Origin of the sequence: Pararhizobium sp. (assembly GCF_965279435.1) — a bacterium.
Taxonomy (GTDB): domain Bacteria; phylum Pseudomonadota; class Alphaproteobacteria; order Rhizobiales; family Rhizobiaceae; genus Pararhizobium.
The window spans coordinates 591612-618546 of record NZ_CBDIHY010000003.1; the positions used below are offsets into that span (position 1 = coordinate 591612).

The following is a 26935-nucleotide window of genomic DNA, read 5'->3' on the forward strand; positions in this document are numbered from 1 at the left end:
AACCTTAGCCCTTCGGCTCCACGATGATCAAAACCCTCCGGGCCCTGCGTTCGGAGGGTTTCCTTTTTTGAGGGTTACAGCCGTTCAGACGCAGGCGTTGCGGCCATGTCCGCCATCGCCCTGGATGTGTCTGCATCGGCAGGAAAAAATGCTTCGATCGTGACTTCCGAGAGCGTCACCTCGGTTGCCGTTCCAAAAACCGTCGTCGTGCTCAGAAAAGAAAGTGGACCTGCTTCACTCGTCAGGATGAGTGGAACCGCGATATCCGCATGGCCGACGCTTGCAGCTTTTCGCAACCCTCGCGCCTCGTACGGCACCGGATAGGATTTGAGTTCATCGAGCAAGGCGGCAAGCTGCGGATCGGCCGAAACGTCGATCTCGTGCGACAGCCGCTTGAAGATGTGGCTGCGCCATTCACTGAAATTCACCACGCGGCTGGCCAGCCCCTCCGGGTGCAGGCTGACCCGCAGGACATTGACCGGCCCGGCAACGAGATGATCGGCGACACCTGCCAGCAGCAGACCGACCGCCCTGTTGGCCGCCAGCATCGTCCAGTGCCGGTCGACGGCCAAGGCCGGATGCGGATCATGGCCGTCGAGAATACGCTGGATGACGGCGCGGGCACCGGCCAGTTCCGGTGAATCCAGCGGCCGGGCGCGATAGATCGGCGCAAAACCTGCCGCCACCAAGATGGCGTTGCGCTCCCGCAGCGGCACATCCAGATGCTCCGTTAATCGCAACACCATGTCCCGGCTCGGCAGCGAGCGGCCGGATTCCAAGAAGCTCAGATGCCGCTGCGAAATGTCGGCGTCCACGGCAAGTGCCAGCTGGCTCAACCGGCGTCTTTGACGCCAGTCCCGCAGCAGGTCTCCGGCAGAGTTTGGTTCCTTCAACATGGGCAGACAATGACGATGCGAGGTATCTTTGGCAATTACCTCCAGCGTAATCGACGGCCGCATCGAACTGTCTCAGGATCAGGTCAAGGCATTGCAATCCATGCAGGCCTATCGGTCAGAGAAAGGACGATATCATGTCGAAAATCAACGGATTGACCTTGAAGAGCCTGCTTGTGGCGGATGCACTGACCTGCACGGCGATGGGGACTATGCTTCTCGCCGGGTCGGCGGCCATCAGCCCGATCACCCACATTCCCCAACCGTTGCTGCATTATGCCGGCCTCAGTCTTTTTCCGATTGCGGCCTTCATGGCGTTGACCGTGATGGCGTCAACACCGCGATGGGCAGTTAACCTGGTGATCCTCGGCAATCTGCTCTGGGCTGTCGCCAGCGTGCTTCTGCCGGCCGGTGGCTTCATCGCCCCGAATGCACTCGGCTGGTTCGCACTGATTGGTCAGGCCGCAATCGTCGCCTTGCTGGCAAAACTGGAGCGCGGCGCATCCGGCAATCGGCTGGCAGCATCCCGCGCCTGATCTTTCCAGAGAAACTTCGGAGACAATTCATGACATCCTTCGCCGTCGCGCATCTGCGCAATGTTACCATAAACCCGGACATCGTCGCCTATCTCACCGCCATCGACGCGACGCTGGCTCCCTTTCAAGGCCGGTTCGTCGTCCATGGCAGCAGCAAGGACATTCTGGAAGGCAGCTGGCCCGGCGATCTCGTCATCATCGCTTTCCCCGACCGGCAAACCGCCCGCGCCTGGTATACCTCACCCGCCTATCAGGCAATCCTGCCGCTGCGGACCCGAAATTCCGAAGCCGACATCATTCTTGTCGATTGTGTGGACGATAATCATCAGGCCATCGATATCCTCAAGCTGTAACCGATGCGCGCGCAAGACCGGTTCGTGCTCAAACGGGCCGGTTGGCCGCCGGTGATCTTAACCCTGCCCCGAAGCTACCGTTAATTCCGTCGATTTACCGCTTGATGTCAGCGTCGCCAGATGAAAGCATCAGTTCGAGCGCGGTGTCACAGGCTGAGCACAGCCAGCGTCTAAAATCGCCGCAGACGGATCAAACACCACAACTGGGAGACAATCATGATCAGACATTTGCGAACCGGGCTGATGACAGCCTCGATCCTTGCGCTTTCGTCCGGTGCCGCCTTCGCCGATTATGAATTGAATATCCTGCATATCAACGATCTTCACTCGCGCATTGAATCGATCAACAAGTTCGATTCCACCTGCTCGGCCGAGGAAGAGGGCAAGAACGAGTGCTTTGGCGGCGTCGCCCGTTTGAAAACGGCGATCGACGGGAAGCGTCAGGAACTGACCGGCAAGAACGTGTTGCTGCTCAACGCTGGCGACAACTTCCAGGGCTCGCTTTTCTTCACCACCTACAAAGGTGCTGCTGAAGCCGAATTCCTCAACCTGATGAAGTTCGACGCCATGACCGTCGGCAATCACGAATTCGACGAGGGCGAGGACGGCCTGGTCACCTTCCTCGACAAGGCCACTTTCCCGATCGTTTCGTCCAACGTTCTCGCCGGCTACAAATCCAAGCTTATCGACCGCATCAAGCCATCGCTGGTGCTCGATGTCGGCGGCCAGAAGATCGGCATCGTCGGCGCGGTCGCCAATGACACGCCCGAAATCTCCTCACCCGGCGACGATGTGCTGATCGGCGTGGATGTCGATACGATCACGACCGCCGTCCAGGACCTGAAAAAGCAAGGCGTCGACAAGATCATCGCGCTCACCCATGTCGGCTATCTGCGCGACCTCACCGTCATCGCCAAGATCCCCGATGTCGATATCGTTGTCGGCGGCCATTCCCATAGCCTGTTGTCCAACACCGACGCGAAGGCCGAAGGCCCCTATCCGACGATGGTCGACAATCCCGGCGGCTACAAGGTTCCGGTCGTTCAGGCTGGTTCCTACAGCAAGTATCTCGGTGATCTCGTCGTCAATTTCGACGATAGCGGCGTTGTCAAATCCGCCAAGGGCGATCCGATCCTGATCGATTCCAAATTCAAGCCGGATGAAACGGTGCTGGCCCGCGTCACGGAGATGGGCAAGCCGATCGAGGAGCTGAAGGCCAAGATCATCGGCAAGACGGAGGCTGCGATCGACGGCACCCGTGACTCCTGCCGCTCCAAGGAATGCGAAATGGGCGACCTGGTGGCCGACGCCATGCTCGACCGCGTCAAGGGTCAGGGCGTGACCATCGCCATCACCAATGGCGGTGGCCTGCGCGCCTCGATCGACGCCGGCGATGTCTCTATGGGCGAAGCAGTAACTGTCCTGCCGTTCCAGAACACCGTCGCAACCTTCCAGATCAAGGGCGCCGACATCAGTGCTGCGCTGGAAAACGGCCTGAGCCAGCTCGAGGAAGCCGGTGGCCGCTTCCCACAGGTGGCCGGTATGAAGTTCTCCTTCGATAAATCCCGCCCGATCGGCAGCCGTCTTTCGGTCGTCGAGGTCAAGGAGGGCGAGGCCTACGTGCCGCTCGATGCGGCCAAGACCTACAATGTCGTCACCAACAACTTCATGCGCAATGGCGGCGATGGCTACAGCGTCTTCAAGACCAAGGCCGAAAATGCCTATGATTACGGCCCGGGGCTGGAGACGGTTCTTGCCGACTACCTGACGGCCAACAATCCGTACAAGCCGAAGACTGACGGCCGCATCACCGAGATCGCCGCTGCGACCCCGGCCGAGCCATCGACACAGACCAGCACCGACACGGCCGTAACCACCGACGCCAAGCCGGCTGCGACGGAAACAGCGACACCGGAAGCCAAGCCTGCGGCAACCGCCGTAAACAAGCATGTCATCGTCAAGGGCGACACGCTCTGGGATCTGGCCAAGGCCGTCTATGGCAATGGCGAGCTGTGGAAGACCATTGCCAAGGCCAATGGCGACCCCGCCCCGAAGCACCTGGAAATCGGCAAGGAACTGACGATTCCCGCCAAGTAAGACAATATGTCTCTTGCCAAACAGCCGGTCCGGGGTTCCCCGGGCCGGCTTTTCTTTTTAAGAACAGCGTGAACCGCAGGCGCCCGTTACCGTATAAGAGGCTCCAACCCCGTACTTGCAGGATATGCCATGACCGCCGCCACCGAGATGACCGCCCCGAACCATCCGCCCGTCAAATTTGGCAAGGTCGGCGTGCTGCTCGTCAATCTCGGCACGCCCGATGGCACCGACAAGGTATCGATGCGGCGCTATCTCAAGGAATTTCTGATGGACCGGCGAGTGATCGAGTGGTCACCGTTCTTCTGGTACCCGATCCTGTTCGGCATCGTGCTCAACACACGCCCCGCCAAGGTCGGCAAGGCCTATGAGACGATCTGGAACAAGGAGCTCAATGAGAGCTATCTGCGCACCTATACGCGCAACCAGGCGGAGATCATGGCGAAATCATTCGCCGATCTGCCGAATGTCCGCGTCGATTGGGCCATGCGCTACGGTCAGCCGTCGATCAAGTCGAAGATCGACGAACTGCAGAAAGACGGCTGCGAAAAGATCCTCGTCTTCCCGCTCTATCCCCAATATGCGGCCGCGACGACCGCGACCGTCAACGACGAGGCGTTCAAGGCCCTGCTCAAGATGCGCTGGCAGCCGGCTTTGCGCACGGTCGCGCCCTATCATGACGACCCAGTCTACATCGAGGCGCTGGCCAATTCGATCACCAGCCACCTCGCCACGCTCGACTGGGAGCCGGAAGTGGTGCTGACATCCTTCCACGGCATCCCGCAATCCTATTTCGACAAGGGCGATCCCTACTACTGTCAGTGTCAGAAAACGGCGCGGCTGGTGCGCGAAAAGCTCGGATGGTCCAAGGAAAAGCTGCAGGTCACCTTCCAGTCCCGCTTCGGACCGGAAGAATGGCTGCAGCCCTATACCGACAAGACCGTCGAGAAACTCGGCAAGGAAGGCATCAAGCGCATCGCCGTGATCAATCCGGGCTTCGTTTCAGATTGTCTGGAAACGCTGGAGGAAATCGCGGTGGAAGCCGCCGAGACATTCCACCATGCTGGCGGCGAGAAATTCGCCCACATCCCGTGCCTGAACGATAGCGAGGGTGGCATGACGGTGCTGGAGCACGTGGTGCGCCGGGAATTGCAGGGCTGGATCTAGCCGTCCCTCCCGGCGGGGCAAACGGCCGGCGGGCTTGAGAAATTCGGCCGCCTTCTTGCAAATAAGCTGACCAACTGCCACGTCTTGTCCTAGAGTGTATCCAACAACAAGACGCACCCAAAAGGAGAATCACCCCCATGCCGTTAGCCGGACTGGACATCGTCGTCATCGCCTTCGTGGTCCTCGTCATCCTTGTGCTGTTTGCCGGCATCAAGACTGTGCCGCAAGGGTATCGCTACACGGTGGAACGTTTCGGCCGCTACACCAGAACCCTTGAGCCCGGCCTCAACATCATCATCCCGTTTATCGACAAGATCGGCGCCCGGATGAATGTCATGGAGCAGGTGCTCGACGTCCCGACGCAGGAAGTCATCACCCGCGATAATGCCAGCTGCGCTGCCGATGCCGTCGCCTTCTACCAGGTGCTGAACGCCGCCGAGGCCGCCTATCAGGTCTCCGACCTGCAGAGCGCCATCCTCAACCTGACGATGACCAATATCCGTTCGGTGATGGGCTCGATGGATCTCGATGAACTTTTGTCCAACCGCGAAATCATCAACGACAAGCTGCTGCATGTGGTTGACGAAGCCGTCGGTCCGTGGGGCATCAAGGTCACCCGCGTCGAGATCAAGGATATCCAGCCGCCGAAGGATCTGGTCGATGCCATGGCACGCCAGATGAAGGCCGAGCGCGAAAAGCGCGCCCAGGTTCTGGAAGCCGAAGGCTCGCGCAACGCCCAGATCCTGCGCGCCGAAGGTGCCAAGCAGTCTGCTATCCTGCAGGCCGAAGGCCAGCGCGAAGCCGCTTTCCGCGACGCCGAAGCCCGCGAGCGTCTGGCCGAGGCTGAAGCCAAGGCCACCAAGATGGTCTCGGAAGCCATTGCCGCCGGCGATGTGCAGGCGATCAACTACTTCGTTGCCCAGAAATATACCGAGGCAATGGCCGCAATCGGCACGGCGCCGAATTCCAAGATCGTGCTGATGCCGATGGAAGCCTCCTCGCTGATCGGCTCGCTCGGCGGCATCGGTGCGATTGCACGCGAAGTCTTCGGCAATGGCGGCGGCGATACGCCGGCACGCCAACCGGCACCGCGTACGGTACCCGTCCGCAATCCGTTCGATACGGCCAAGTAGGAAGCTGATTGATGATCGAGCGCGTCATCCTTGAACTTGGCCCCTGGAGCTGGTGGGTGCTGGGCCTCGTGCTCCTGGCAGCCGAAGTTGTCGCGCCCGGCGTCTTTCTCGTCTGGATCGGCATCGCTGCCATCCTCACCGGCGCACTGTCGCTGCTGCTCTGGGAGGCCGGTTTCTGGGTCTGGCAGGCGCAGCTGGTGTTCTTTGCCGTGCTCTCCGTCGCAGCAGCCGTCATCGGCCGCCGGTTGCTTGCCCGCTCTGGCGATACCACCGACGAACCGCTGCTCAACCAGCGTGGTGCGAGCCTGATCGGCCGCACTGCGGTTCTGGAACAACCGATTGTCGAGGGCCGCGGCCGAATCCGGCTCGGCGCCACCACCTGGACCGTCGACGGACCGGACCTGCCAACAGGCGCCCGCGTCAAGGTGATCGGCAGCAATGGCGGCCGTCTGACGGTCGAAAGCGCCTGAAAATAAAGCCGAATGCCATTTCGGAAAGGAATGGTTAACCACATCCGTTTACGGTTGCTCAACACTGGTAAACGGATTTCCGGGCATTCGGCAAATGACGCCATTCTATCCACGCACGAAGAGGACGACCCTCGCGCGCCCGGCAGCCACTGCCGCTTGGTTGCTGGCCAGCTGTGCGCTGTTTTTGCCGCAGACCGCCGCCGCCCAGGCACTTCTCCCTGCATCAGACGGCACCCCAGCTTCGACAGCAGCCACAGCCACTATCCCCGGGACAACATTGCCCGGCGCGGAGCCTGCACCGGATGCAGCGATCACCACCGGATCGATCAGTACGGATGCCGGCGAACCTTTGCTCAACGACCCTACGGTCGATGAGGATATGGCCCGCACCAACATGCGTGAAAATACCGTCGATGGGCTCCGATCGCAGCTCGACATCGATCGCAACGACGCGCAGGGCCTCCGGTTTGGCAGCTTCGTCCTGAAACCGACGCTCGGCCAAACCTACAATTTCGAAAGCAACAAGACCGGCAGCTCCAAGGAAAACCGCAGCTATCTCGAGACCGGCCTGAAGGGCACCTTGACCTCCGACTGGTCGCGCCACCAGCTGACGGTCACCGGCGAAGGCACATGGCAGCGTAACGTTTCCGGCTCCGGCGAGACGGAACCGACCGCCGATCTCGAAGCGGCCCTCAGGCTCGACCTTTCCGAACAGACGACCGCGACACTGAAGGCCGGCTATCACTTCGAGCGCGAGGATTCGACCGATCCGAATGCGATCAGCAATGCCAGCGTCCAGTCCGGTATCGATCAATACACGCTCGGCGCCGGCATCGAGCGCGATTTCGGCATTCTGCGCGGTTCCGCCAAGGTCGATTTCGATCGTTATGTCTATGGCAACGCCGAACTCGAAAATGGCGGTACGCTGTCGCTGAAAGACAGAAACCGTAACGCAGGCGCACTCACCGTACGTGTCGGTTACGAGCTTTCGCCGGCCCTCATTCCGTTCATCGAGGCATCGGCCGGAAAATCAATCTACGACCTGCGCCGGGATACGCTCGGGTTCGAGCGGTCCTATAACAGCTACGGCGCCCGCGCCGGTGTCGAGGCGGATCTCGGCGAAAAGCTCAATGGCGAAATCGCGCTCGGTTATCAAACCTACCGGTTCAAAGACAGCCGGCTGGACGATCTGAAGGGCTTTACCGTCGACGGCACAATCAACTGGTCACCGCAACGCGGCACCAACATAGCCTATGGCGTTTCAACCGGCATCGAACCATCGACGACCGCTGGCGAAAGCGGCGCCATGGTCTATACGCTGAGCAGCCGGGCCACCCATGAGCTGCGCAACGCGCTCGTCGCACGGCTGTCGAACAGCCTGACGCTGCGCAATTTCTCCGGCGGCAATCTGGATGACGAAAGAGTCTGGTCGACGGGTGCAGGCCTGACCTGGGACCTCAACCGCTACCTCGCCCTGACCGGTGATGTCAGCTACGAACGCACCACTCGGGATAGCGGTCCGGCGACCAACATCGCGCGCGTCGGCGTCGGCCTGACCCTGCGCCGCTGATCCAAAACCAAGAAGAGCCCGCTGACGATTCCGTCAGCCGGCTCTTTGATGTCTATCGGCTGGCTTATTTCAGGCCTTGCAGCAAGGCCTTCAGAGGACCCTCCACACCCGGCCGGATATCGCCGCGCGCCAGAGCGAACGCAACATTGGCCAGGATGAAGCCTTCCTTCATGCCACAGTCATAGGTGCTGCCGCGGAAATGGTAACCGGCGAAATCCTGTGTCTGCGCAAGCTTCAGCATGCCGTCGGTCAGCTGGATCTCGTTACCGGCGCCGCGCTCCTGCGTTGCCAGGATCGAAAAGATTTCCGGCTGCAGGATGTAGCGGCCGTTGATGAAGAAGTTCGACGGGGCGGTGCCCTGCGGTGGCTTTTCGACCATCTTGGTGATCTTGAACCCGTCGCCGACCTTTTCGCCCGCGCCGACGATACCGTATTTATGGGTCTGATCGGGGGCACATTCCTCAACGGCGATGACGTTGCCGCCGCTCTGCTCATAGAGTTCAACCATGCCCTTGAGGCAGCCCTTTTCGGCCTGCATGATCATGTCGGGCAGAAGCAGCGCAAAGGGTTCGTCGCCGACGAGTTCGCGCGCGCACCAGACGGCGTGGCCAAGCCCGAGCGGCGATTGCTGGCGGGTAAAGCTGGTGCTGCCGGCAACCGGCAGGATGCTTTCGAGCAGCGTCAGTTCTGCCGTCTTGTTGCGCTCGCGCAGCGTCTGTTCCAGTTCGACCTGGATGTCGAAATAATCCTCGATCACATGCTTGCTGCGGCCGGTGACGAAGATCAGGTGTTCGATACCCGCATCCAGCGCCTCATCCACGACATACTGGATCACCGGCTTATCGACGACGGTCAGCATTTCCTTGGGAACGGCTTTGGTCGCGGGCAGGAATCGGGTTCCAAGGCCAGCGACGGGGAAAACGGCTTTACGAACTTTACGCTTGTCAGTCATTGACATCTCCAGGATCACGTCACTGTGATTTAAAACGGTTAGGGTTTGTATCAATAGGGAATAAACGCAAAATTGCTATTTTTTTGCAAAGGAAGACGACACCAGCCATTCATGGTAAAGAATTTGTTGACTTCATTTTCGTAAGGTTTTGGTTCTGGCGGTTGCCTCTCTGGCTAAACGGCTGAAGAATGGAACCACATGCGTGAACCCCATGCATGAAGCTGGCTCTAAGACTGTAAATTTGCGCACCGCCGGTCACCTCCCTGATCGCAGCAGAGCGCCGACCAACGGAAACGACAGCTGATGACAAAGACCCGACACACTCTCCTTCGCTGTGCTGCCGCCGCGTTCATGACAGCCGCAGCCCTGTTTTCCCCGTCAACAGCCTCGGCTGACGCGGGCTTCGAGACCTGGATCAACAGCTTCTATGCCACAGCGGCCAAGAGCGGCATTACCAAGGCGACCTACCGCCAAGCATTCGCCGGCGTAAAAACGCCCGATCCGGATGTGCTGCAGAAGGCCGCCTATCAGCCCGAGTTCAAGAGCAAGATCTGGGAATATATCGACAGCCGGGTTAATCCCTATACCCGCAAGGTCGGGCAGGAGATGGCGGTCAAGCACGCCCGCACCCTCACGGCGCTCGAGAAGCATTTCGGTATCGACAGGAACGTGCTCCTGGCCATCTGGTCGATGGAATCCAATTACGGCGCCGTGCTGGAAAAGGACGATCGCCTGCATTATGTGCCGCGCGCGCTCGCCACGCTTGCTTATGCCGACCCAAAACGGTCCAAATATGCCAAGACGCAATTGATCGCAGCTCTGAAAATCCTGCAGAACGGTGACGTCACCCCGCGCGAGCTGAACGGTTCCTGGGCCGGCGCCATGGGCCATACGCAGTTCATTCCGACCAGCTATCTGCTCTACGCAGTCGATGCTGACGGCAATGGCCACAAGGACATCTGGAACTCGGTGCCGGACGCGCTCGCGACTGCGGCCAACCTGCTGAAGAAGAACGGCTGGCAATCCGGACAGACCTGGGGCTACGAAGTCTCCCCGCCGCAGAACGGCAGCCAGTATGCGGACCAGACGAAGACGGTTTCCCAGTGGGCAGCCCTCGGATTTACCCGGCCGAACGGCAAGGCTTTCCGCAACGGCGATACGCGTGCCCAGTTGAAGATGCCCGGCGGCGCTGGCAGCCCCGGCTTCCTGATGACCAAGAACTTCTTCGTCATCAAGCGTTACAACGCCTCGGATTCCTACGCGCTCGGCGTTGGTCTTCTGGCTGACGAGATTGCCGGCTACGGTGGCATGCAGCAGGCCTGGAGCCGTCCGGACGGTTCGCTCGACATCAAGCAGAAGTTCGAGCTGCAGTCCCGCCTGAAGGAACTGGGCTACTATGACGGCGAGGTCGACGGCAATTTCGGCTCCGGCTCCAAAGCCGCCATCCAGGCCTTCCAGAACCGCAATGGCCTTTCACCCGACGGTGAACCGACCCAGCACCTTCTGAAGGCATTGCGGAAGTAGACGCGACCGGGAGCGTTGGACGCTCGCATTTGCGGCGCAATCCGGATGCATCCTTGATGCAACGCCTTTCGAAAGAGAGGCGTTGCGCATTTGCGTAGAGCCACTTTGAACGTCAGTCCAGAACCAGTGCGGAACAGGTGCATGAGCGGCAGAGACAGCAGCAACGGCCTTCACCGGTTGTTCAACGGCCTGATCGTCATTGCGATCAGCCTGACTGCGTTCGTCATGGAGCCACCCCGCCAGGCGCAGGCGCAAGAGCGCCGCACCATTCTCGACATGCTGTTCGGATTTGGGCGCAGGCAACCGCCCCCGGTCTATGATGACGCTCCGATCTACGAGCCCCGGCAAAGACAACCCCAGCAACAACAGCAACGTCCGAAGGTCAGGAAAACGCAGCAGAAGGCGAAACCGGTACCTGCCGAGCCCGCTCCTGTCCTCGTCGAAAAGCTGGAAACGGCCAAGAAGGTCCTCGTCGTCGGCGACTTCGTTGCCGGCAGTCTTGGCGACGGATTGAAGACCGCCTTCGAGGCGACCCCGGGCATCATCATCGAAACCCGTGCCAATGGCTCATCCGGGCTTGTCCGCGAGGACTATTTCAACTGGCCGGAAAACCTGTCCACCTATATCGCAGAGACAAAACCGGCGTTGATCATCATCAGCCTTGGCGCCAACGAGCGTCAGCAGATGTCGATCAATGGTGAGAAGGAAAAATTCCGCACCGACCGCTGGCTGGCCGAATATACCCGCCGGGCCGGCGCCTTCGCTGCCCTTGCCCGCAAGGACAAGACACCACTGCTCTGGGTCGGTATGCCGCCTTTCCAATCCACGTCGATGACCGCCGATATGGTCACGTTGAACGGTATCTTCCGCGCGGAAGCCGAAAAGGTCGGCGGCACTTTTGTCGATATCTGGGATGGTTTTGTCGATGAAGACGGAAAATTCGTCATGACGGGCTCCGATATCAATGGTCAGCAGGTGCGCCTGCGCGGATCGGACGGTATCAACCTGACCAAGGCCGGCAAGCGCAAGCTTGCCTTCTATGTCGAGAAAGATATCCGCAAACTGTTGGGTGACGCCGCCGCCTCAGCCCAGGATATTCCCGGCGCCGACGGCATGAAGGACCTGGTCGTCGCCGCCCCGACCGCCAATGAGGATATCCTCCAGACCCAGCCGATCGGCCTCAACGATCCGGAACTGGATGGCTCCACCACGCTTCTCGGTGGCGGGGCGGTGTTGACGAGCAATGGCAAGAGCCCGCGCGACCGCCTGGTGGAAAAAGGCGAAGTGGCCGAAGCTCCGGCCGGACGGGTGGATGATTTCCGGTTGTCAAAACCGGAAACGGTGATCAGCAATCCGGTGTTCCGCAACTGACCTTTCAGCATACAGCGAAACCCCGTCCTCCTTCCGCCAGGAGAACGGGGCCTTCAGCAGCTCGCATCTCGCGAATAAAGCTGCCAACGGGGTGTTAGGCCGCCGCGAACGGCACCGCGATGAAGGTCTTCTGATCGCCGCGTTCGATGAGCAGCAGCACCGACTTGCGGCCGGACTTCACCGCATTGGCAATCGCCGTCTTCACATCGCTGGCGCCAAGGACGGCCTTATCGTTGACCGAGACGATGACATCGCCTGCCTGGATACCGGCGGCGGCGGCCGGCTTGTCCGGGTTGACCTTGGCAACGACAGCACCGGTCACATTGTCAGGCAGCTTCAGTTCCTGGCGCACATCCGGCGTCAGGTCGGCAAGGGCGACGCCGATGCTCGGCCCTGTCTGCATCCTGCTGTCGTCCTTGGCAGCGGACGCCTGGTTCTGGTCGCCATCATTGCCACCGACGGTGACGCTGAGATCAACCGTCTTGCCATCGCGCCAGACGGTCACGGCTTCCTTTGCGCCCGGTGACAGATCGGCAACCAGCCGCGACAGATCATGCGGCGACTTCACCGCTTCGCTGCCGACAGTCATGATGATATCGCCAGTCTTGAGGCCTGCCTGTGCTGCAGGCGTACCCGTGTTGACGGCAGCGACCAGTGCGCCTTCGGCCTTGGCCAGGCCAACGGCATCGGCGACATCTGCGGTGACCGGCTGGATCTGCACACCAAGATAGCCGTGATCGATCGATCCGCTCTTTTCCAGCTTGGCGACGATCTTCTGCGCCTGATCGGAGGGGATGGCGAAACCGACACCGACGCTACCGCCGTTCGGCGAATAGATCGCGGTATTGATACCGACGACATTGCCGGAGTGATCGACAAGCGGGCCACCGGAATTACCGTGGTTGATCGGCGCGTCGATCTGGATGAAGTCGTCATATGGGCCACTGTGCAGATCGCGGCCGCGGGCCGAAACGATACCGGCGGTGACCGTCGTACCGATGCCGAAGGGATTGCCGATCGCCAATATCTGGTCGCCCAGCTTCAATGCGTCGGAATCGCCCCAGGCGATGGTGGCCAGCGGCTTGCCGGCCGTGATCTTGAGGACGGCGAGATCGGACTTCGGATCGGCGCCCAGCAGTTTGGCCGGCAGCTCGGTTCCATCATCAAGCGTTACCTTGATGTCGATGGCGTTGTCGATCACATGGTTGTTGGTGACGATGATGCCATCGCTGCTGACAATGAAACCAGAACCGAGAGCCATTGCGTGTTCACCTTGCTGGGGCTGCGGGGCCTGCTTGGGCATCGGAATGCCCTGCTGCTCGAAGAACTGGCGAAACTGCTCGTCCATCGGCGAGTTGCTGCCGCTGTCGCTAACATCGGTTGCCTTCATGGTCGTGGTAATGGTCACGACCGCTGGCTTGTCGGCAGAGACGACATCAGCAAAAGAGCCGTTGGAAACCAGTGGCACGGTGGCTGGCACGGACGCAGCCATCGCAGGTGTTGAATGGATGGTGAAGGGGAACGCCGCCGCGCCGACCAAGATGGCGGCTCCGACCAGCGCTGCGGCACGGTGAGTCAGGAGAATGTTAGACATGACAAAGGGTCCCTTACGAACTCGTTGGGGTGCGGCGTCATGGTTCCCTGCGACGGGAACGCGGCGTCGGGTGATCGGCAGCGTTCTTTTCAAGAAGAAGCTTCAGAGTACCGTCAGTATTGGCGGAGAATACTGAACTCCCAAGAACTACGCTTGAGATGAATATTATAGGTGCTGCGAATATTTACAAATTAAAGGTTTATTACCGTTTCATTGCAGCAAGTTAATGTTGCATCGTATCGCGGCGCCATATTTCAACCCAAGTGCAGGCGACGCACAGTTGCAACAGAACGGCAAACGCCGCGCACCAGCCCGGCACGCGGCGTTTCCAATTGGGTTTGACCCCAAGACAGAAGACGGGTTTGACTAGCGCGGCAGGACCGTCGAGCCCATCAGCGCCTCATCGATCGCCCGGGCCGCCTGACGGCCTTCTCGGATCGCCCAGACGACCAGAGACTGGCCACGGCGGACGTCGCCGGCCGCCCAGACCTTGTCCACCGAGGTCCGGTAGTCCTTATCATTGGCGGTGACGGAAGAACCGCCGCGCTTGTCCTTGCTGATGGCCAGCTTGTCGCCCATGTCCTTCAGCACGCTGTCCGTTCCCGGGCCGCTGAAGCCGATGGCGATGAAGGCGAGATCGGCCTTGATGACGAATTCCGTGCCGGCGATCGGCTTGCGGCGTTCATCGACCTGACAGCATTTGACGCCGGTCAGCACACCGTCTTCGCCGACAAACTCAAGCGTCGCCACCTGGAATTCGCGCACGGCACCTTCGGCCTGCGATGACGAGGTGCGCATCTTGGTGGCCCAGAACGGCCAGACGGCGAGCTTGTCTTCCTTTTCCGGCGGCTGCGGGCGGATGTCGAGCTGGGTGACTTTCACCGCACCTTGGCGGAACGCAGTTCCGACGCAGTCAGACGCGGTATCGCCGCCGCCGACGACGACGATATGCTTGCCACCGGCGAGGATCGGGTCCGACGACCAGCCGACGCTGTCGATGTTTTCGCGGCCGACGCGGCGGTTCTGCTGGACGAGATAAGGCATGGCATCGTGAACGCCGTGGAATTCGACGCCCGGAATACCGGCATCGCGCGGCGTTTCGGCACCGCCGCAATAGAGCACGGCATCATGCTCTTCGATCAGGCTATCAACGCTCTTGTCGACCCCGACATTGACGCCACAATGGAACGTGACACCCTCACCGCGCATCTGGTCGACACGGCGGTCGATGAAGTTCTTTTCCATCTTGAAGTCCGGGATACCGTAGCGCAGCAGCCCGCCGGGCTTGGATTCACGCTCAAACACATGAACTTCGTGACCGGCGCGGGCCAGCTGCTGCGCCGCTGCCATGCCGGCCGGGCCTGAACCAATGATCGCTATTTTCTTGCCGGTCTTGGTGACGGCCGGCTGCGGCACGATATAGCCCATTTCATAGGCCTTGTCGGCAATCGCCTGCTCGACAGTCTTGATCGTGACCGGCGCGTCTTCGAGATTCAGCGTGCAGGCTTCTTCGCACGGTGCCGGGCAGATGCGGCCGGTGAATTCCGGAAAGTTATTGGTCGAGTGCAGGTTGCGGATCGCCTCGTCCCAGTTGCCGTTATAGACCAGATCGTTCCAGTCGGGGATCTGGTTGTGCACCGGGCAACCAGTCGGGCCATGGCAATAGGGGATGCCACAGTCCATGCAGCGCGCGGCCTGTTTCTGCACTTCCGGTTCCGACATCGGGATTGTGAACTCGCGGAAATGCCGAATGCGGTCCGAGGCCGGCTGATACTTTGCCAGCTGCCGGTCGATTTCCATGAAGCCTGTGACCTTGCCCATTTACTCGTCCCTTATTTCACAGTGGGGCCACGTGGGACCCCAGTACCAGTAGGCGCAGCCGATCAGCGCCCCCAGCACGATGATTTCTAATTTAATCTCGCCGTTCACCATGAACGCGGCCGCTGGAACAGCAATCGCGATACCCGCCGAAATCACCCGATGAATGACAGCGCCGCGCGGCATTATTCTGCCGCGATGCCCATCCGCATGCGCTCCATTTCCTCAAGCGCACGCCGGTATTCGATCGGCATGACCTTGCGGAATTTTGGCCGGAATTCGACCCAATGGTCGAGAATTTCCTTGGCACGCGGCGAGCCTGTGTAGTGCAGATGATTGGAGATCAGCTGGTAGAGCCGCTCGTCGTCATGGCGCGTCATGTCGCCGGCGACATCGACCATGCCCTTGTGCATGAGGTCGCCGCCGTGATGATGCAGCTTCTCCAGCATGTCGTCCTCTTCCGGAACCGGCTCGAGTTCGACCATCGCCATGTTGCAACGTTTCGGGAAATCGTCGCTCTCATCCAGCACATAGGCGACACCGCCCGACATACCGGCTGCGAAGTTGCGGCCGGTTTCGCCGAGCACCACGACCACACCGCCGGTCATGTATTCGCAGCCATGGTCACCCACGCCCTCGACAACCGCGATGGCGCCGGAGTTGCGCACGGCAAAACGTTCGCCGGCCACACCGTTGAAATAGCACTCGCCCGAGATCGCACCGTAAAGCACCGTGTTCCCAACGATGATCGACTTGGCCGCAACGATCTTGGAATTCTCCGGCGGACGCACGACGATGCGGCCACCCGAAAGACCTTTGCCGACATAGTCATTGCCGTCACCGATCAGCTCGAATGTGATGCCGTTCGCCAGGAACGCGCCGAACGACTGTCCGGCCGTACCGGTGAGCTTCACCGTGATCGTATCGTCCTTCAGCCCCTTGTGACGGTAGCGCTTGGCGACCTCACCGGACAGCATCGCGCCGGCCGAGCGGTCGACATTCTTGATATCGACCTCGATCGTCACCGGCGTCTTTGATTCCAGCGCCGGCATCGCTGCCGCAATTAGCTTGCGATCGAGAATGTCGTGGATCGGATGGTTCTGCCTCTCGGTCCAATAGGTCTTTTCCTTCGGCGCATCGACCTTGTGGAAGATGCGGGAGAAGTCGAGACCATTGGCCTTCCAGTGCGAGATCATCGTATCCTTTTCGAGCAGTTCGGAAAGCCCGATGACTTCGTCAAACCTGGCAAAGCCCAGCGACGCCAGGATTTCGCGCACTTCCTGGGCGACGAAGAAGAAATAGTTGACCACATGCTCGGGCGCACCCTTGAAGCGCTTGCGCAGGACCGGGTCCTGCGTTGCCACGCCCACCGGACAGGTGTTGAGGTGGCACTTGCGCATCATGATGCAGCCGGCGGCAATCAGCGGCGCCGTCGAAAAACCGAACTCGTCGGCTCCGAGCAGTGCACCGATGATGACGTCACGGCCGGTCTTCAGGCCGCCATCGACCTGCAGCGCGATGCGCGAACGAAGGCCGTTCAGCACCAGCGTCTGATGGGTTTCGGCAAGGCCGATTTCCCAGGGGGAACCTGCATGCTTGAGCGATGTCAGCGGCGAAGCACCCGTGCCACCGTCATAACCGGAGACGGTGATATGATCGGCGCGCGCCTTGGCGACACCGGCCGCAACCGTGCCGACGCCGACTTCGGAGACCAGTTTGACGGAGATATCGGCTTCCGGGTTGACGTTCTTCAGGTCGTAGATCAGCTGTGCCAGATCTTCGATCGAATAGATGTCATGGTGCGGCGGCGGTGAAATCAGGCCAACGCCCGGTGTCGAATGGCGGGTCTTGGCAACCGTGGCATCGACCTTGTGGCCGGGCAGCTGGCCGCCTTCGCCGGGCTTGGCACCCTGCGCTACCTTGATCTGCAGCATGTCGGCATTGACCAGATACTCGGTCGTGACGCCGAAACGGCCGGATGCGATCTGCTTGATCGCCGAACGCTCCGGATTGCGCGAGCCGTCATGGAGCGGCAGATAACGGTCGGCTTCCTCGCCGCCCTCGCCGGTGTTCGACTTGCCGCCGATGCTGTTCATCGCAATCGCCAGCGTCGTATGGGCTTCGCGCGAGATCGATCCGAACGACATGGCGCCGGTCGAAAACCGCTTGACGATATCGACGGCCGGCTCGACCTCATCGATCGGGATCGGCTTGCGGCCGATGGCTTCGGCGCCCTTGATCGAAAACAGGCCGCGAATGGTGTTCATCCGCAAAGCTGCGCCATTCACCATCTCGGCGAATTCACGGTAGCGATCCTCGGCATTGCCGCGCACGGCATGCTGCAGCGAGGCAACGGCGTCCGGCGACCAGGCATGGCCTTCGCCGCGCATGCGGTAGGCATATTCGCCGCCGATATCGAGCGTGTTCTTCAGAAGCGGATCGGCACCGAAAGCCGCCTGATGGCGGTTGAAGGTTTCCTTGGCGATCTCTTCGAGGCCGATGCCTTCGATCTGCGTTGCCGTGCCGAAGAAATACCGGTCGATCAGTTCCGAATTCAAGCCGATCGCGTCAAAAATCTGGCCGCCGCAATAGGACTGGTAGGTTGAGATGCCCATCTTGGACATGACCTTGAGGATGCCCTTGCCGACTGCCTTGATGTAGCGATAGACGACTTCGCTGCCATCAACTTCCTTCGGAAACTCGCCACGCTTGTGCATGTCGGTCAGCGTATCGAAGGCAAGATACGGGTTGATCGCCTCGGCACCGTAGCCTGCCAACAGGCAGAAATGATGCACTTCGCGCGGCTCGCCGGTTTCAACAACGAGACCGACGGAGGTGCGAAGCCCCTTGCGGATCAGGTGATGGTGGACGGCAGCCGTTGCCAGCAATGCCGGGATTGCCATGCGGTCCGGGCCGATCTGACGGTCGGAGAGCACGATGATATTATAGCCACCCTTTACGGCCGCTTCGGCCCGCTCGCACAGCCGGTCGAGAATTTCCGGCATGCCTTCGGCACCGCGCGTCACGTCATAGGTAAAGTCGAGCGTCTTGGTATCGAAACGGTCTTCCGTGTGACCGATCGAGCGGATCTTTTCGAGATCGCCATTGGTCAGGATCGGCTGGCGCACCTCCATCCGCTTGGCATGGGCCATGCCGGCATGGTCGAGCAGGTTTGGGCGCGGACCGATGAATGAGACCAGGCTCATCACCAGCTCTTCGCGGATCGGGTCGATCGGCGGGTTGGTGACCTGCGCGAAGTTCTGCTTGAAATAGGTATAGAGCAGCTTGGTCTTGTCCGACATCGCCGAGATCGGCGTATCGGTGCCCATCGAGCCGATGGCTTCCTGGCCGGTCGTTGCCATCGGCGACATCAGGATCTTGGTGTCTTCCAGGGTATAGCCGAACGCCTGCTGACGATCGAGCAGCGACACGTCGCGGCGCAGCGCCCGGGGTTCGACCGGCTTCAGGTCTTCCAGAATGAGCTGGGTATTGTCCAGCCACTGGCGGTAGGGATGCTGGTTGGCAAGGGTCGACTTCAGCTCCTCGTCGGAGATGATCCGGCCCTCTTCCATGTCGATCAGCAGCATCTTGCCCGGCTGCAGGCGCCACTTCTTGATGATGCTTTCTTCCTTCACCGGCAGCGTACCGGCTTCGGATGCCAGAATGACGCGGTCGTCGTCGGTGACGAGGTAACGCGCCGGGCGCAGGCCGTTGCGGTCGAGCGTCGCACCGATCTGCTTGCCGTCGGTAAAGCACACGGCGGCAGGACCGTCCCACGGCTCCATCAAAGCGGCGTGATATTCGTAGAATGCCTTGCGCTCGGGCGCCATCAGCTGGTTGCCGGCCCAAGCTTCCGGGATCAGCATCATGACGGCGTGCGACAACGGATAACCGCCCTGCACGAGGAATTCGAGCGCGTTGTCGAAACAGGCGGTATCCGACTGTCCCTCATAGGAAATCGGCCAGAGCTTGGAAATATCGCCACCGAACAGCGGCGAAGACACCGAAGCCTGGCGCGCTGCCATCCAGTTGACGTTGGCGCGCAGCGTGTTGATTTCGCCGTTATGGGCGACCATGCGGTAGGGATGCGCCAGCTTCCACGATGGGAAAGTGTTGGTCGAGAAGCGCTGGTGCACCAGGGCGACAGCCGATTCGAAGCGCGGATCGGCCAGATCCTTGAAATAGGCGGCAACCTGATAGGCCAGGAACATGCCCTTGTAGACGATGGTCTTGGTCGACAGCGATACCGGATAAAAACCGGTCTCGGCGCCCTCGAATGCGTCATAGATGCGGTTGGAAATCACCTTGCGCAGCGTGAACAGGCGGCGTTCGAATTCGGCATTGGTCGCAGCATCGCGACCGGCACCGATGAAGACCTGCACGTGATAAGGCTCGGTCGCAGCAATGTGTTCCGCCTTGGACAGCGAGGCGTTATCAACCGGCACTTCGCGGAAGCCGAGCAGCGTCTGGCCTTCCTCGGCCAAGACCTCAGTGATCACCTGCTTGAAATGGGCGATCTGCGCCTCGTCCTGCGGCATGAACAGGTAACCGACGGCATATTCTCCAGCCTTCGGCAGGATGACGCCCTGCAGCGCCATTTCCTCACGGAAGAAGCGGTCGGGGATCTGCACCAGAATGCCAGCACCATCGCCCATCAGGGGATCGGCGCCGACGGCGCCGCGATGCGTCAGGTTTTCCAGGATGAAAAGGCCATCCTTGACGATCTGGTGTGACTTCTGGCCCTTCATATGCGCGACGAAGCCGACGCCGCAGGCATCATGCTCGTTGCGCGGATCATAGAGGCCCTGTTTTTTCGGCAGGCCCGGAAATGCGGTATTTTTTTCAACCGTCGCCGTTGGGCGCGCAGTGTTGAAACCAGTTACGGTGGATGGCGTAAGGTCCGTCATCGTCTTCCCTCCTGTTAACCCGGCACGGCCGGATATTTCCGCAGTCCAGGCAGGCTTTTGCGGGCAAGAGTCCCGTTGAGGCCGGCACCGGCATTATCGTTGCATGATCCTGATCCGGTCGCAAATGAAGCATTGACTGCATCAGGCACAGAGTGCTCGCGACCATCGCGATTGTCTCGCCGGCCCGGACAAGAAAGCGTCCGGCGCGGTCTACAATCGTCAGCCAGAAGCCGCATCAGGCGGGCTTTCCGGCATCCTTCCGGTCTTGAGACCGAAATAGGACAGTCATACTGTCCTATTTCATAGGCTCTATGCCAGAAAGCACCCTCCTCTGCAAGACCACTAATGCAAAATATTCGACCCTATTTTACCGAACATTGCGGTTAATTTCGTCTTTTTGTAATTTTCTTTCGCCAACCCCTCGTTTTCTTCAATTTGGTTTCAAACTGGTCTGATATTGTCCCTATCTCGCCTTGCCTGGATTGATTGCCGCGACGGCATCCGTATGGTCTCTCCTGACCATTCAATTCGGGGGTATTTCCCCGAAACAGCAGGATTGCATCATGATTTTCTCATCCGACAACTGGGCGGGCGCCCATCCCGTGATTGCCGAAAGCCTCGTCAAGGCCGCCAGCGGCTTTGCGCCTGCCTATGGCACCAGCGACCTCGACAAGAAGGTCGAGAAGAGGCTTTCAGAGGTGTTCGAACGTGAGGTCGCCGTATTTTTCGTCGCCACCGGAACCGCTGCCAATTCGCTGGCGCTGGCTAGCACCAACCGCCCGGGCGGTCACGTGCTCTGTCACCGCGAAGCGCATGTGAATGCGGATGAATGCGGCGCGCCGGAATTCTTCTCGCATGGCGCCAAGCTTGCCCCGGTCGATGGACCAAATGGCAAGATGGACCCGAGCCGGCTGGAGAAGGAAATCCAGCGCACCCGCGGCGGCGGCGTCCATGGCGGCCAGCCGATGGCGATCACCATGACGCAGGCGACCGAGGCCGGCACCGTCTACAGCCTTGACGAAATCGATGCGATCGCCGCCATCGCCAGGTCTTCCAAGCTGCCTTTGCACATGGACGGCGCCCGTTTTGCCAACGCGCTGGTGACACTGGATACGACACCGGCCGAGATGACCTGGAAACGCGGCATCGACCTGCTCTCCTTCGGCGGCACAAAGAATGGCTGCTGGTGCGCCGAGGCGCTGATCCTGTTCGATACGTCCAAGGCCGAAGAGATGGGCTACCTGCGCAAGCGCTCCGCCCAGCTATTTTCAAAGTCCCGCTTCATCGCCGCCCAGTTCGATGCCTATCTCGAAGGCGGCCTCTGGCTTGATCTCGCCCGCCACGCCAACAGTATGGCGGACAGGCTTGCAGCGGGGATCGAACGGTCAAACAGCGCCCATCTTGCCTGGCCGACCGGCGCCAACGAGCTTTTCGTCGTCTTGAAAAAGGAGACGGCAGCAAAACTGCAGGCGGACGGCGCTGTCTTCTACGACTGGCCGGTGCCGCACACGCTGTCGGACTCCATTTCTGAAGACGAAGGCCTCTACCGCCTGGTCACCAGCTTTGCGACGACACCGGACAATATCGACCAGTTCCTGAAAGCCCTCTGATCAGAGCGTGGATTTGCCTGCCCCGGCCGCAGCCTGCGGGCCGCCGACCGTGGTCAGGATCTCGCCGGACAGGGCTTCCACCAGCGCCCTGTCCGCGCCGCGCCGCGCCACCAGCACAAACTCGACATCCTCAAGCCGGGGCAGCTTGTCGGAAGTGATCTCGCGCAAACCCGCCGGCGCCATGCTGCGCGGCTGCACCAGAACGCCCATTCCCGCGCGGGCCGCAGCCGTCAGGCCGCTGAGGCTGCCGCAGGTGCAGACGATCCGCCAGGGCACCCCTGCCCGCTCCAGCGCTTCCAGCGCAACGCTGCGGGTAATGCTGGGCGGCGGAAAGGCGATCAGCGGCAGCACATCGCCGCGCATCACCCGCTCCGGATCGCGCGCCAGCCAGACCAGCGGCTCGCGATAGACCAGCTGGCCGCGCGCATCGCCGATCCGGCGCTTGGCCAGCACCAGATCGAGCGCGCCCTCATCCTGCATCTGATAGAGCGTCCCGCTCAAGGCCACCGTCAGTTCGAGATCGACCGAGGCATGCGCCCGGGTAAAATCCTCAAGCACCGCCGGAAGACGGCTCATGACGAAATCTTCCGAGACGCCGAGATGCAGCCGACCGTGCAGACTGCGCTCGGCAAACAGCGATTTCACCTGCCCGTCCAGCGACAGCATGGCTCTCGCCGGCCCCAGCAGCGCCTCGCCATCTGCCGTCAGCGACACATGATGCGTATCACGCTCGACCAGCTTGCGGCCAAGATCGGCTTCCAGCCGTTGAATATGCTGACTGACTGTCGATTGCCCAAGCCCCAGCCGCTCCGCCGCAAGGGTAAAGCTCGCCATCTGCTCGACCGCGAGAAAACTGCGAAGTTGCACCAGATCGAGCATCGGTCATCCTGAAATATGATAATCGTTATTTCTTGCATTCGATATCATAATGACAATGATGCAGCCATCTGCTTTCTCATTCTCCGGACGATCGACATGCGCCGCTTCCTGCCCGATACCTTCACCATCCTGCTTGTCTGCACGGTGATCCTTGCATCGCTGCTGCCGATTTCCGGCGAACCGGCGGAGTGGTTTGGGTTGGCGACGAAAATCGCCATCGGCCTGCTGTTCTTCCTGCACGGCGCACGGCTGTCACGAGATGTCGTGGTGGCGGGCCTCTTGCACTGGCGGCTGCACATCGTCATCCTGGCCTCGACCTTTGTGCTCTTCCCGCTGCTCGGCCTTGCCGTCGGCTTCCTGCCATCAACCCTTCTGCCACCGGCGCTCTACACCGGCATCCTCTTCCTTTGCGTGCTGCCCTCGACCGTGCAATCGTCGATCGCCTTCACCTCAATGGCCGGCGGCAATGTTCCAGCCGCCATCTGCGCCGCGTCAGCCTCCAATATTTTCGGAATGTTCCTGACGCCGCTGCTGGTCGGCCTGCTGTTCGCATCCGGCGGCCAGGGAGGCTTTTCGTTCGATGCGCTGGAGCAGATCCTGCTGCAACTGCTGGCGCCGTTCATTCTCGGCCAGATCCTGCAGCCATGGATCGGCAATTTCATCCGCGCCCGCAAAAAGCTGCTGATGCCGGTCGATCGCGGCTCGATCCTGATGGTCGTCTATCTCGCGTTCAGCGAGGCGGTGACGGAAAACATCTGGAGCACATTCTCCGTCCGCGACATCGCCGTCGTCATCGTCCTCGACATCCTGCTTCTCGCCGTCGTGCTGGTCGTCACCATGTTCGGCAGCCGCCTGATGGGTTTTTCCAGGGAAGACGAGATCGCCATCACCTTCTGCGGCTCGAAAAAGAGCCTTGCCAGCGGCGTGCCGATGGCCAACGTCATCTTCGCCGGCCAGGGCATCGGCAGCATCGTCCTGCCGTTGATGCTGTTCCACCAGATCCAGCTGATGGCCTGTGCGGTGATCGCCCAGAAATATGCCGAGCGCAACCGGCGCCTGGCAGTCGCAGCAGCGGAATAAGCGGCGGCTAGAAGAACTCGTCCAGCAACTGGTAATAATCGAGCTTGGCGCGATCCGGCATGGGGACACCGTAGAGATCAAGGAAGGGCTGCCCCCATACCTCACCGAGATTTTCGCAAACGCTGCGATAGGCGAGCGCCAGATCCTGGTAACGATCGGCGACACCCAGGCGGGCGCAATCGATAAACCCGCTGAACCGGCCGTCATCCGCCAACAGGTTCGGCAGGCACGCATCGCCGTGTGTCACTACCAGATCGGCAGCATCCGGCTTTTGTATTTCAAGAAGCCGGAAGAGGTTTTCGGCCGATTGACCCAGCCGCGCATCATCAAAATCATCCTCATCGACCTCGTCCGCCTCCATCCGCGCCCTGGCAAGCGCCATACGGCTGGAAAGGCTGTGATCGACCGGGCAGGTCCTGATATCGACGGCGTGTAGTAGCCGCAGCGCGGTGGCCATTATCTCTATGCACTGCTCGGGCGTGATCGAGGCAACGGAGAGATCCCGGCCCGGCATTGCGCTGATCAGCAACCAGTTCTGGCCGTCGTGAACATCTTGCGCAATAATGGTCGGGCAGGCAATCCCGGCACCTGCAAGCCATCGCAGCCGTATGGCCTCATCGGGCAATTCAGCAAACGGGCCGGCGGGTTCACATTTCAGGAACAGGCTCGGCTCTCCATCCCCAACCAGCTTGAAGACCCCCGCCGACGACTGACCGACCTCGTCATGCTCGAAACGATACCGTGACATCCGGATGCGCCAATCTGGCGGCAAGTCATCAACCTGCAGCACGGGGGACAGTTCGCTCATCGAAACCCTCTTTGTCTTCTGGCCTAAAATCACGCCTCCCAGCCATAAAAGCGAAGGCTCCTCCATACAAAAAGCCGTCTGCAACATGCGGCTGCAAACGGCTCTCGATTATCGGCAGCGCCCATTCGGGCACTGCGTCTTCAGATCCCGATCAACGGCTTAGTTGGCGGTACCGTTGACCTGGGTGGCTTCGATCTGCTTCGGCGCCGACTGGGCGGCAACGATGTCGATGCGGCGGGGCTTGGCAGCCTCCGGGATCTCGCGCAGGAGATCGATGTGAAGCAGGCCGTTCTTCAGCGAAGCGGACTGGATTTCCACGTGGTCGGCGAGCTGGAAGCGGCGCTCGAAGGCGCGCTTGGCAATGCCGCGATAGAGGAACTGATTGTCGCTCGCCTTTTCTTCACTCTTCTCGCCCTTGACGGTCAGCGTGTGTTCGCGGGCTTCGATCGAAAGTTCGCTTTCGTCAAACCCGGCAACGGCCATGGTGATCCGGTAGGTGCTCTCGCCGGTCCGCTCGATATTGTAGGGCGGATAGGTCTGCGACTGGTCAGGCTGGCCGAGACTGTCGAGCATGGTGAAGAGACGGTCGAAACCGACGGTGGAACGGTAAAGGGGGGAAAAATCAACGTGACGCATGATGTCCTCTTGTGAGCAACTGGTGTGCGATCTTGGCTCTGTCATCCCTTGAAGCGGCGATGGCAGAACCGGTGAACGAGCCCGGTTTCGGCGCCCGTGAGAAGGAGATGGGAATTCATTTTGCGGCCTTCAAGCCCCCGGGTAGACAAGTTGCGGCAGCCGTTTGCTCACCCCCGCCGCTGATAAACGCAGGATGAACGGCCGGTTCGAACTGCATTCAGCTTCGACACGCTAAAACCGCAGCATCGGAAGACGAGGCCGGCAGCGGCGGTGAACGTCCCTTCTCCCACATGCTGCCTGTTCTCATCCGGCCGACTGTCTCTGGCCGGGAACGGTATATCGTCCCCCCCACCGTTTCCGGCCCCTTTTCCCGTCCTTATCCTTGACCGGGCAATCGCTCCCGTATTTCTGCGCCTAGGCCTGCACCGTTCCTTAATCGGTATCGATCAAGGATGAGCATCACAAATCCGGTGCATTACCGGTGCACTGTTGTTGCGCCATCGCACCTTCAAAGACCTGCCGGACACGGACCTGCTTATGACGCCGACGCTTTACGCCACCCCGGACAATCCGATCCCCGGCAATCACACCGTCGGTTTCTTCGAAGGCGTGGGTAACTGCAAGATACGCTATGCGATCTTCAAGTCGGACACCCCCACCGCCAAAGGCACCGTGGTGCTGTTGCAGGGGCGCAATGAATCGATCGAGAAATATGCCGAAACGATCGGCGAACTTACCGCGCGCGGCCTGTGGGTGGCCACCTTCGACTGGCGCGGTCAGGCCGGTTCGGAACGTCTCCTGAAACAACCCCGCCGCGGCCATGTCCGGCGGTTTTCCGACTACGAAAGCGATCTCAGCACGTTCCTCGAAAAGATCGTCCTGCCCGATACGCGACTGCCGTTCTTCATGCTGGCCCATTCGATGGGTGCGCTGGTGGCGTTGGCGCAAGCGCCGATGCTCGCCAGCCGCATCGACCGGCTGGCTATCGCTGCCCCCTTCGTGGCGCTCGGCGGCCAGAAGGTCGGGCATGGCTTGATCAGTGTCATGGCGGCCGTTTTCAGCGTCTGTGGCCTCGGCTCACTGCCGCTGTTGCGCGACAAGGGTTCGCGGCCCTTTTCGGAAAACCTTCTGACATCGGATGCGCGGCGCTTTGCCCGCAACAAGGCACTGACAGACGCCCATCCGGAACTCGCACTCGGACCACCCACCGCCCGGTGGCTGCACGAAACCTTCAAGGCGATCAAGCGCATCGCCAGCCGCGAGCATCTGACGCAGATCCGCGTGCCGACCATCGTGCTCGCCCCGACGCAGGACAAACTGGTGCCGCATCTGGCGGTGGAGACCCTTGCCCGCAATTTCCGCGCCGGCCACATGATTCCGATCGACGGTGCCCGTCATGAGCTTCTGCAGGAAGCCGACCACTATCGCGCCCAGGCGATCGCCGCTATCGAGGCCTTTATCCCCGGCAGCACCGGGGATGTGGCATTGATGGAAAAGGAAGACCTCACGGCCTAGGTCACCGGCCCATAAAGCGTATTCA

The 26935-nt window shown here is 60.5% G+C and carries 20 protein-coding genes; 12 read left to right on the plus strand and 8 right to left on the minus strand.

Going from position 1 to position 26935, the window contains the following annotated elements; translation table 11 throughout:
- Positions 1–74 precede the first annotated feature (74 nt).
- Positions 75–896, minus strand: a complete 822-nt coding sequence (locus ACQY8Q_RS08610) for a helix-turn-helix domain-containing protein (RefSeq protein ID WP_428429716.1) — start codon at positions 894–896, stop codon at positions 75–77.
- Positions 897–1030: 134 nt separating this feature from the next.
- Between ACQY8Q_RS08610 and ACQY8Q_RS08615 the strand changes: the two genes are divergently transcribed.
- From ACQY8Q_RS08615 to ACQY8Q_RS08645, 7 genes are all read left to right on the plus strand, one after another.
- Complete coding sequence (locus ACQY8Q_RS08615) at positions 1031–1429, plus strand: hypothetical protein (protein ID WP_428426209.1); 399 nt, start codon at positions 1031–1033, stop codon at positions 1427–1429.
- 29 nt (positions 1430–1458) lie between these two features.
- Positions 1459–1782 (plus strand): DUF1330 domain-containing protein, encoded by a 324-nt coding sequence (locus tag ACQY8Q_RS08620; RefSeq protein WP_428426210.1) that lies wholly within the window; start codon positions 1459–1461, stop codon positions 1780–1782.
- A gap of 216 nt (positions 1783–1998) precedes the next feature.
- Complete coding sequence (locus tag ACQY8Q_RS08625) at positions 1999–3879, plus strand: 5'-nucleotidase C-terminal domain-containing protein (RefSeq protein ID WP_428426211.1); 1881 nt, start codon at positions 1999–2001, stop codon at positions 3877–3879.
- 129 nt (positions 3880–4008) lie between these two features.
- Positions 4009–5043: a ferrochelatase gene (gene hemH, locus ACQY8Q_RS08630; protein WP_428426212.1), complete on the plus strand. Its 1035-nt coding sequence runs from the start codon at positions 4009–4011 to the stop codon at positions 5041–5043.
- A gap of 137 nt (positions 5044–5180) precedes the next feature.
- A complete protein-coding gene (locus tag ACQY8Q_RS08635; RefSeq protein ID WP_428426213.1) occupies positions 5181–6176 on the plus strand; it encodes an SPFH domain-containing protein in 996 nt (331 codons plus the stop codon).
- A gap of 11 nt (positions 6177–6187) precedes the next feature.
- Positions 6188–6646 carry an NfeD family protein gene (locus ACQY8Q_RS08640; RefSeq protein WP_428426214.1) on the plus strand — a complete coding sequence of 153 codons (459 nt, stop codon included), beginning with the start codon at positions 6188–6190 and terminating at the stop codon, positions 6644–6646.
- A 94-nt stretch (positions 6647–6740) separates the two neighbouring features.
- Complete coding sequence (locus ACQY8Q_RS08645) at positions 6741–8216, plus strand: outer membrane beta-barrel protein (protein WP_428426215.1); 1476 nt, start codon at positions 6741–6743, stop codon at positions 8214–8216.
- Between the two features lie 64 nt (positions 8217–8280).
- On the opposite strand, the gene galU is transcribed toward ACQY8Q_RS08645, so the two are convergent.
- Entirely contained in the window at positions 8281–9168 is an 888-nt protein-coding gene (gene galU, locus ACQY8Q_RS08650) for a UTP--glucose-1-phosphate uridylyltransferase GalU (protein ID WP_428426216.1), read from the minus strand.
- A gap of 303 nt (positions 9169–9471) precedes the next feature.
- On the opposite strand from galU, the gene ACQY8Q_RS08655 reads away from it, so the two are divergent.
- Complete coding sequence (locus tag ACQY8Q_RS08655; RefSeq protein WP_428426217.1) at positions 9472–10692, plus strand: lytic murein transglycosylase; 1221 nt, start codon at positions 9472–9474, stop codon at positions 10690–10692.
- Positions 10693–10917: 225 nt separating this feature from the next.
- Positions 10918–12063 carry an SGNH/GDSL hydrolase family protein gene (locus ACQY8Q_RS08660; protein ID WP_428429717.1) on the plus strand — a complete coding sequence of 382 codons (1146 nt, stop codon included), beginning with the start codon at positions 10918–10920 and terminating at the stop codon, positions 12061–12063.
- Positions 12064–12157: 94 nt separating this feature from the next.
- Here the strand turns inward: ACQY8Q_RS08660 and ACQY8Q_RS08665 are convergent, their stop codons facing one another.
- The 3 genes from ACQY8Q_RS08665 to gltB form a co-directional block, all read right to left on the minus strand.
- The gene (locus tag ACQY8Q_RS08665) at positions 12158–13657 is read right to left on the minus strand and encodes a DegQ family serine endoprotease (RefSeq protein WP_428426218.1); all 1500 of its coding nucleotides are present in this window, start codon (positions 13655–13657) and stop codon (positions 12158–12160) included.
- A gap of 366 nt (positions 13658–14023) precedes the next feature.
- A complete protein-coding gene (locus ACQY8Q_RS08670; protein WP_428426219.1) occupies positions 14024–15478 on the minus strand; it encodes a glutamate synthase subunit beta in 1455 nt (484 codons plus the stop codon).
- Positions 15479–15660: 182 nt separating this feature from the next.
- Positions 15661–20382 (minus strand): glutamate synthase large subunit, encoded by a 4722-nt coding sequence (gltB, locus tag ACQY8Q_RS08675; protein WP_428426220.1) that lies wholly within the window; start codon positions 20380–20382, stop codon positions 15661–15663.
- A 563-nt stretch (positions 20383–20945) separates the two neighbouring features.
- Here gltB and ACQY8Q_RS08680 point away from each other — a divergent pair.
- Positions 20946–21992 (plus strand): threonine aldolase family protein, encoded by a 1047-nt coding sequence (locus tag ACQY8Q_RS08680; protein WP_428426221.1) that lies wholly within the window; start codon positions 20946–20948, stop codon positions 21990–21992.
- Here ACQY8Q_RS08680 and ACQY8Q_RS08685 read toward each other — a convergent pair whose 3' ends face one another.
- On the minus strand, positions 21993–22871 hold the full coding sequence (locus tag ACQY8Q_RS08685; protein WP_428426222.1) for a LysR substrate-binding domain-containing protein: 879 nt from the start codon (positions 22869–22871) through the stop codon (positions 21993–21995).
- A 96-nt stretch (positions 22872–22967) separates the two neighbouring features.
- Between ACQY8Q_RS08685 and ACQY8Q_RS08690 the strand changes: the two genes are divergently transcribed.
- The gene (locus tag ACQY8Q_RS08690; protein WP_428426223.1) at positions 22968–23951 is read left to right on the plus strand and encodes a bile acid:sodium symporter family protein; all 984 of its coding nucleotides are present in this window, start codon (positions 22968–22970) and stop codon (positions 23949–23951) included.
- 7 nt (positions 23952–23958) lie between these two features.
- Here ACQY8Q_RS08690 and ACQY8Q_RS08695 read toward each other — a convergent pair whose 3' ends face one another.
- Entirely contained in the window at positions 23959–24759 is an 801-nt protein-coding gene (locus tag ACQY8Q_RS08695; protein ID WP_428429718.1) for an APH(3') family aminoglycoside O-phosphotransferase, read from the minus strand.
- A 159-nt stretch (positions 24760–24918) separates the two neighbouring features.
- Entirely contained in the window at positions 24919–25395 is a 477-nt protein-coding gene (locus ACQY8Q_RS08700; protein ID WP_428426224.1) for an Hsp20 family protein, read from the minus strand.
- Positions 25396–25932: 537 nt separating this feature from the next.
- On the opposite strand from ACQY8Q_RS08700, the gene ACQY8Q_RS08705 reads away from it, so the two are divergent.
- On the plus strand, positions 25933–26910 hold the full coding sequence (locus tag ACQY8Q_RS08705) for an alpha/beta fold hydrolase (RefSeq protein WP_428426225.1): 978 nt from the start codon (positions 25933–25935) through the stop codon (positions 26908–26910).
- Positions 26911–26935: the final 25 nt, after the last annotated feature.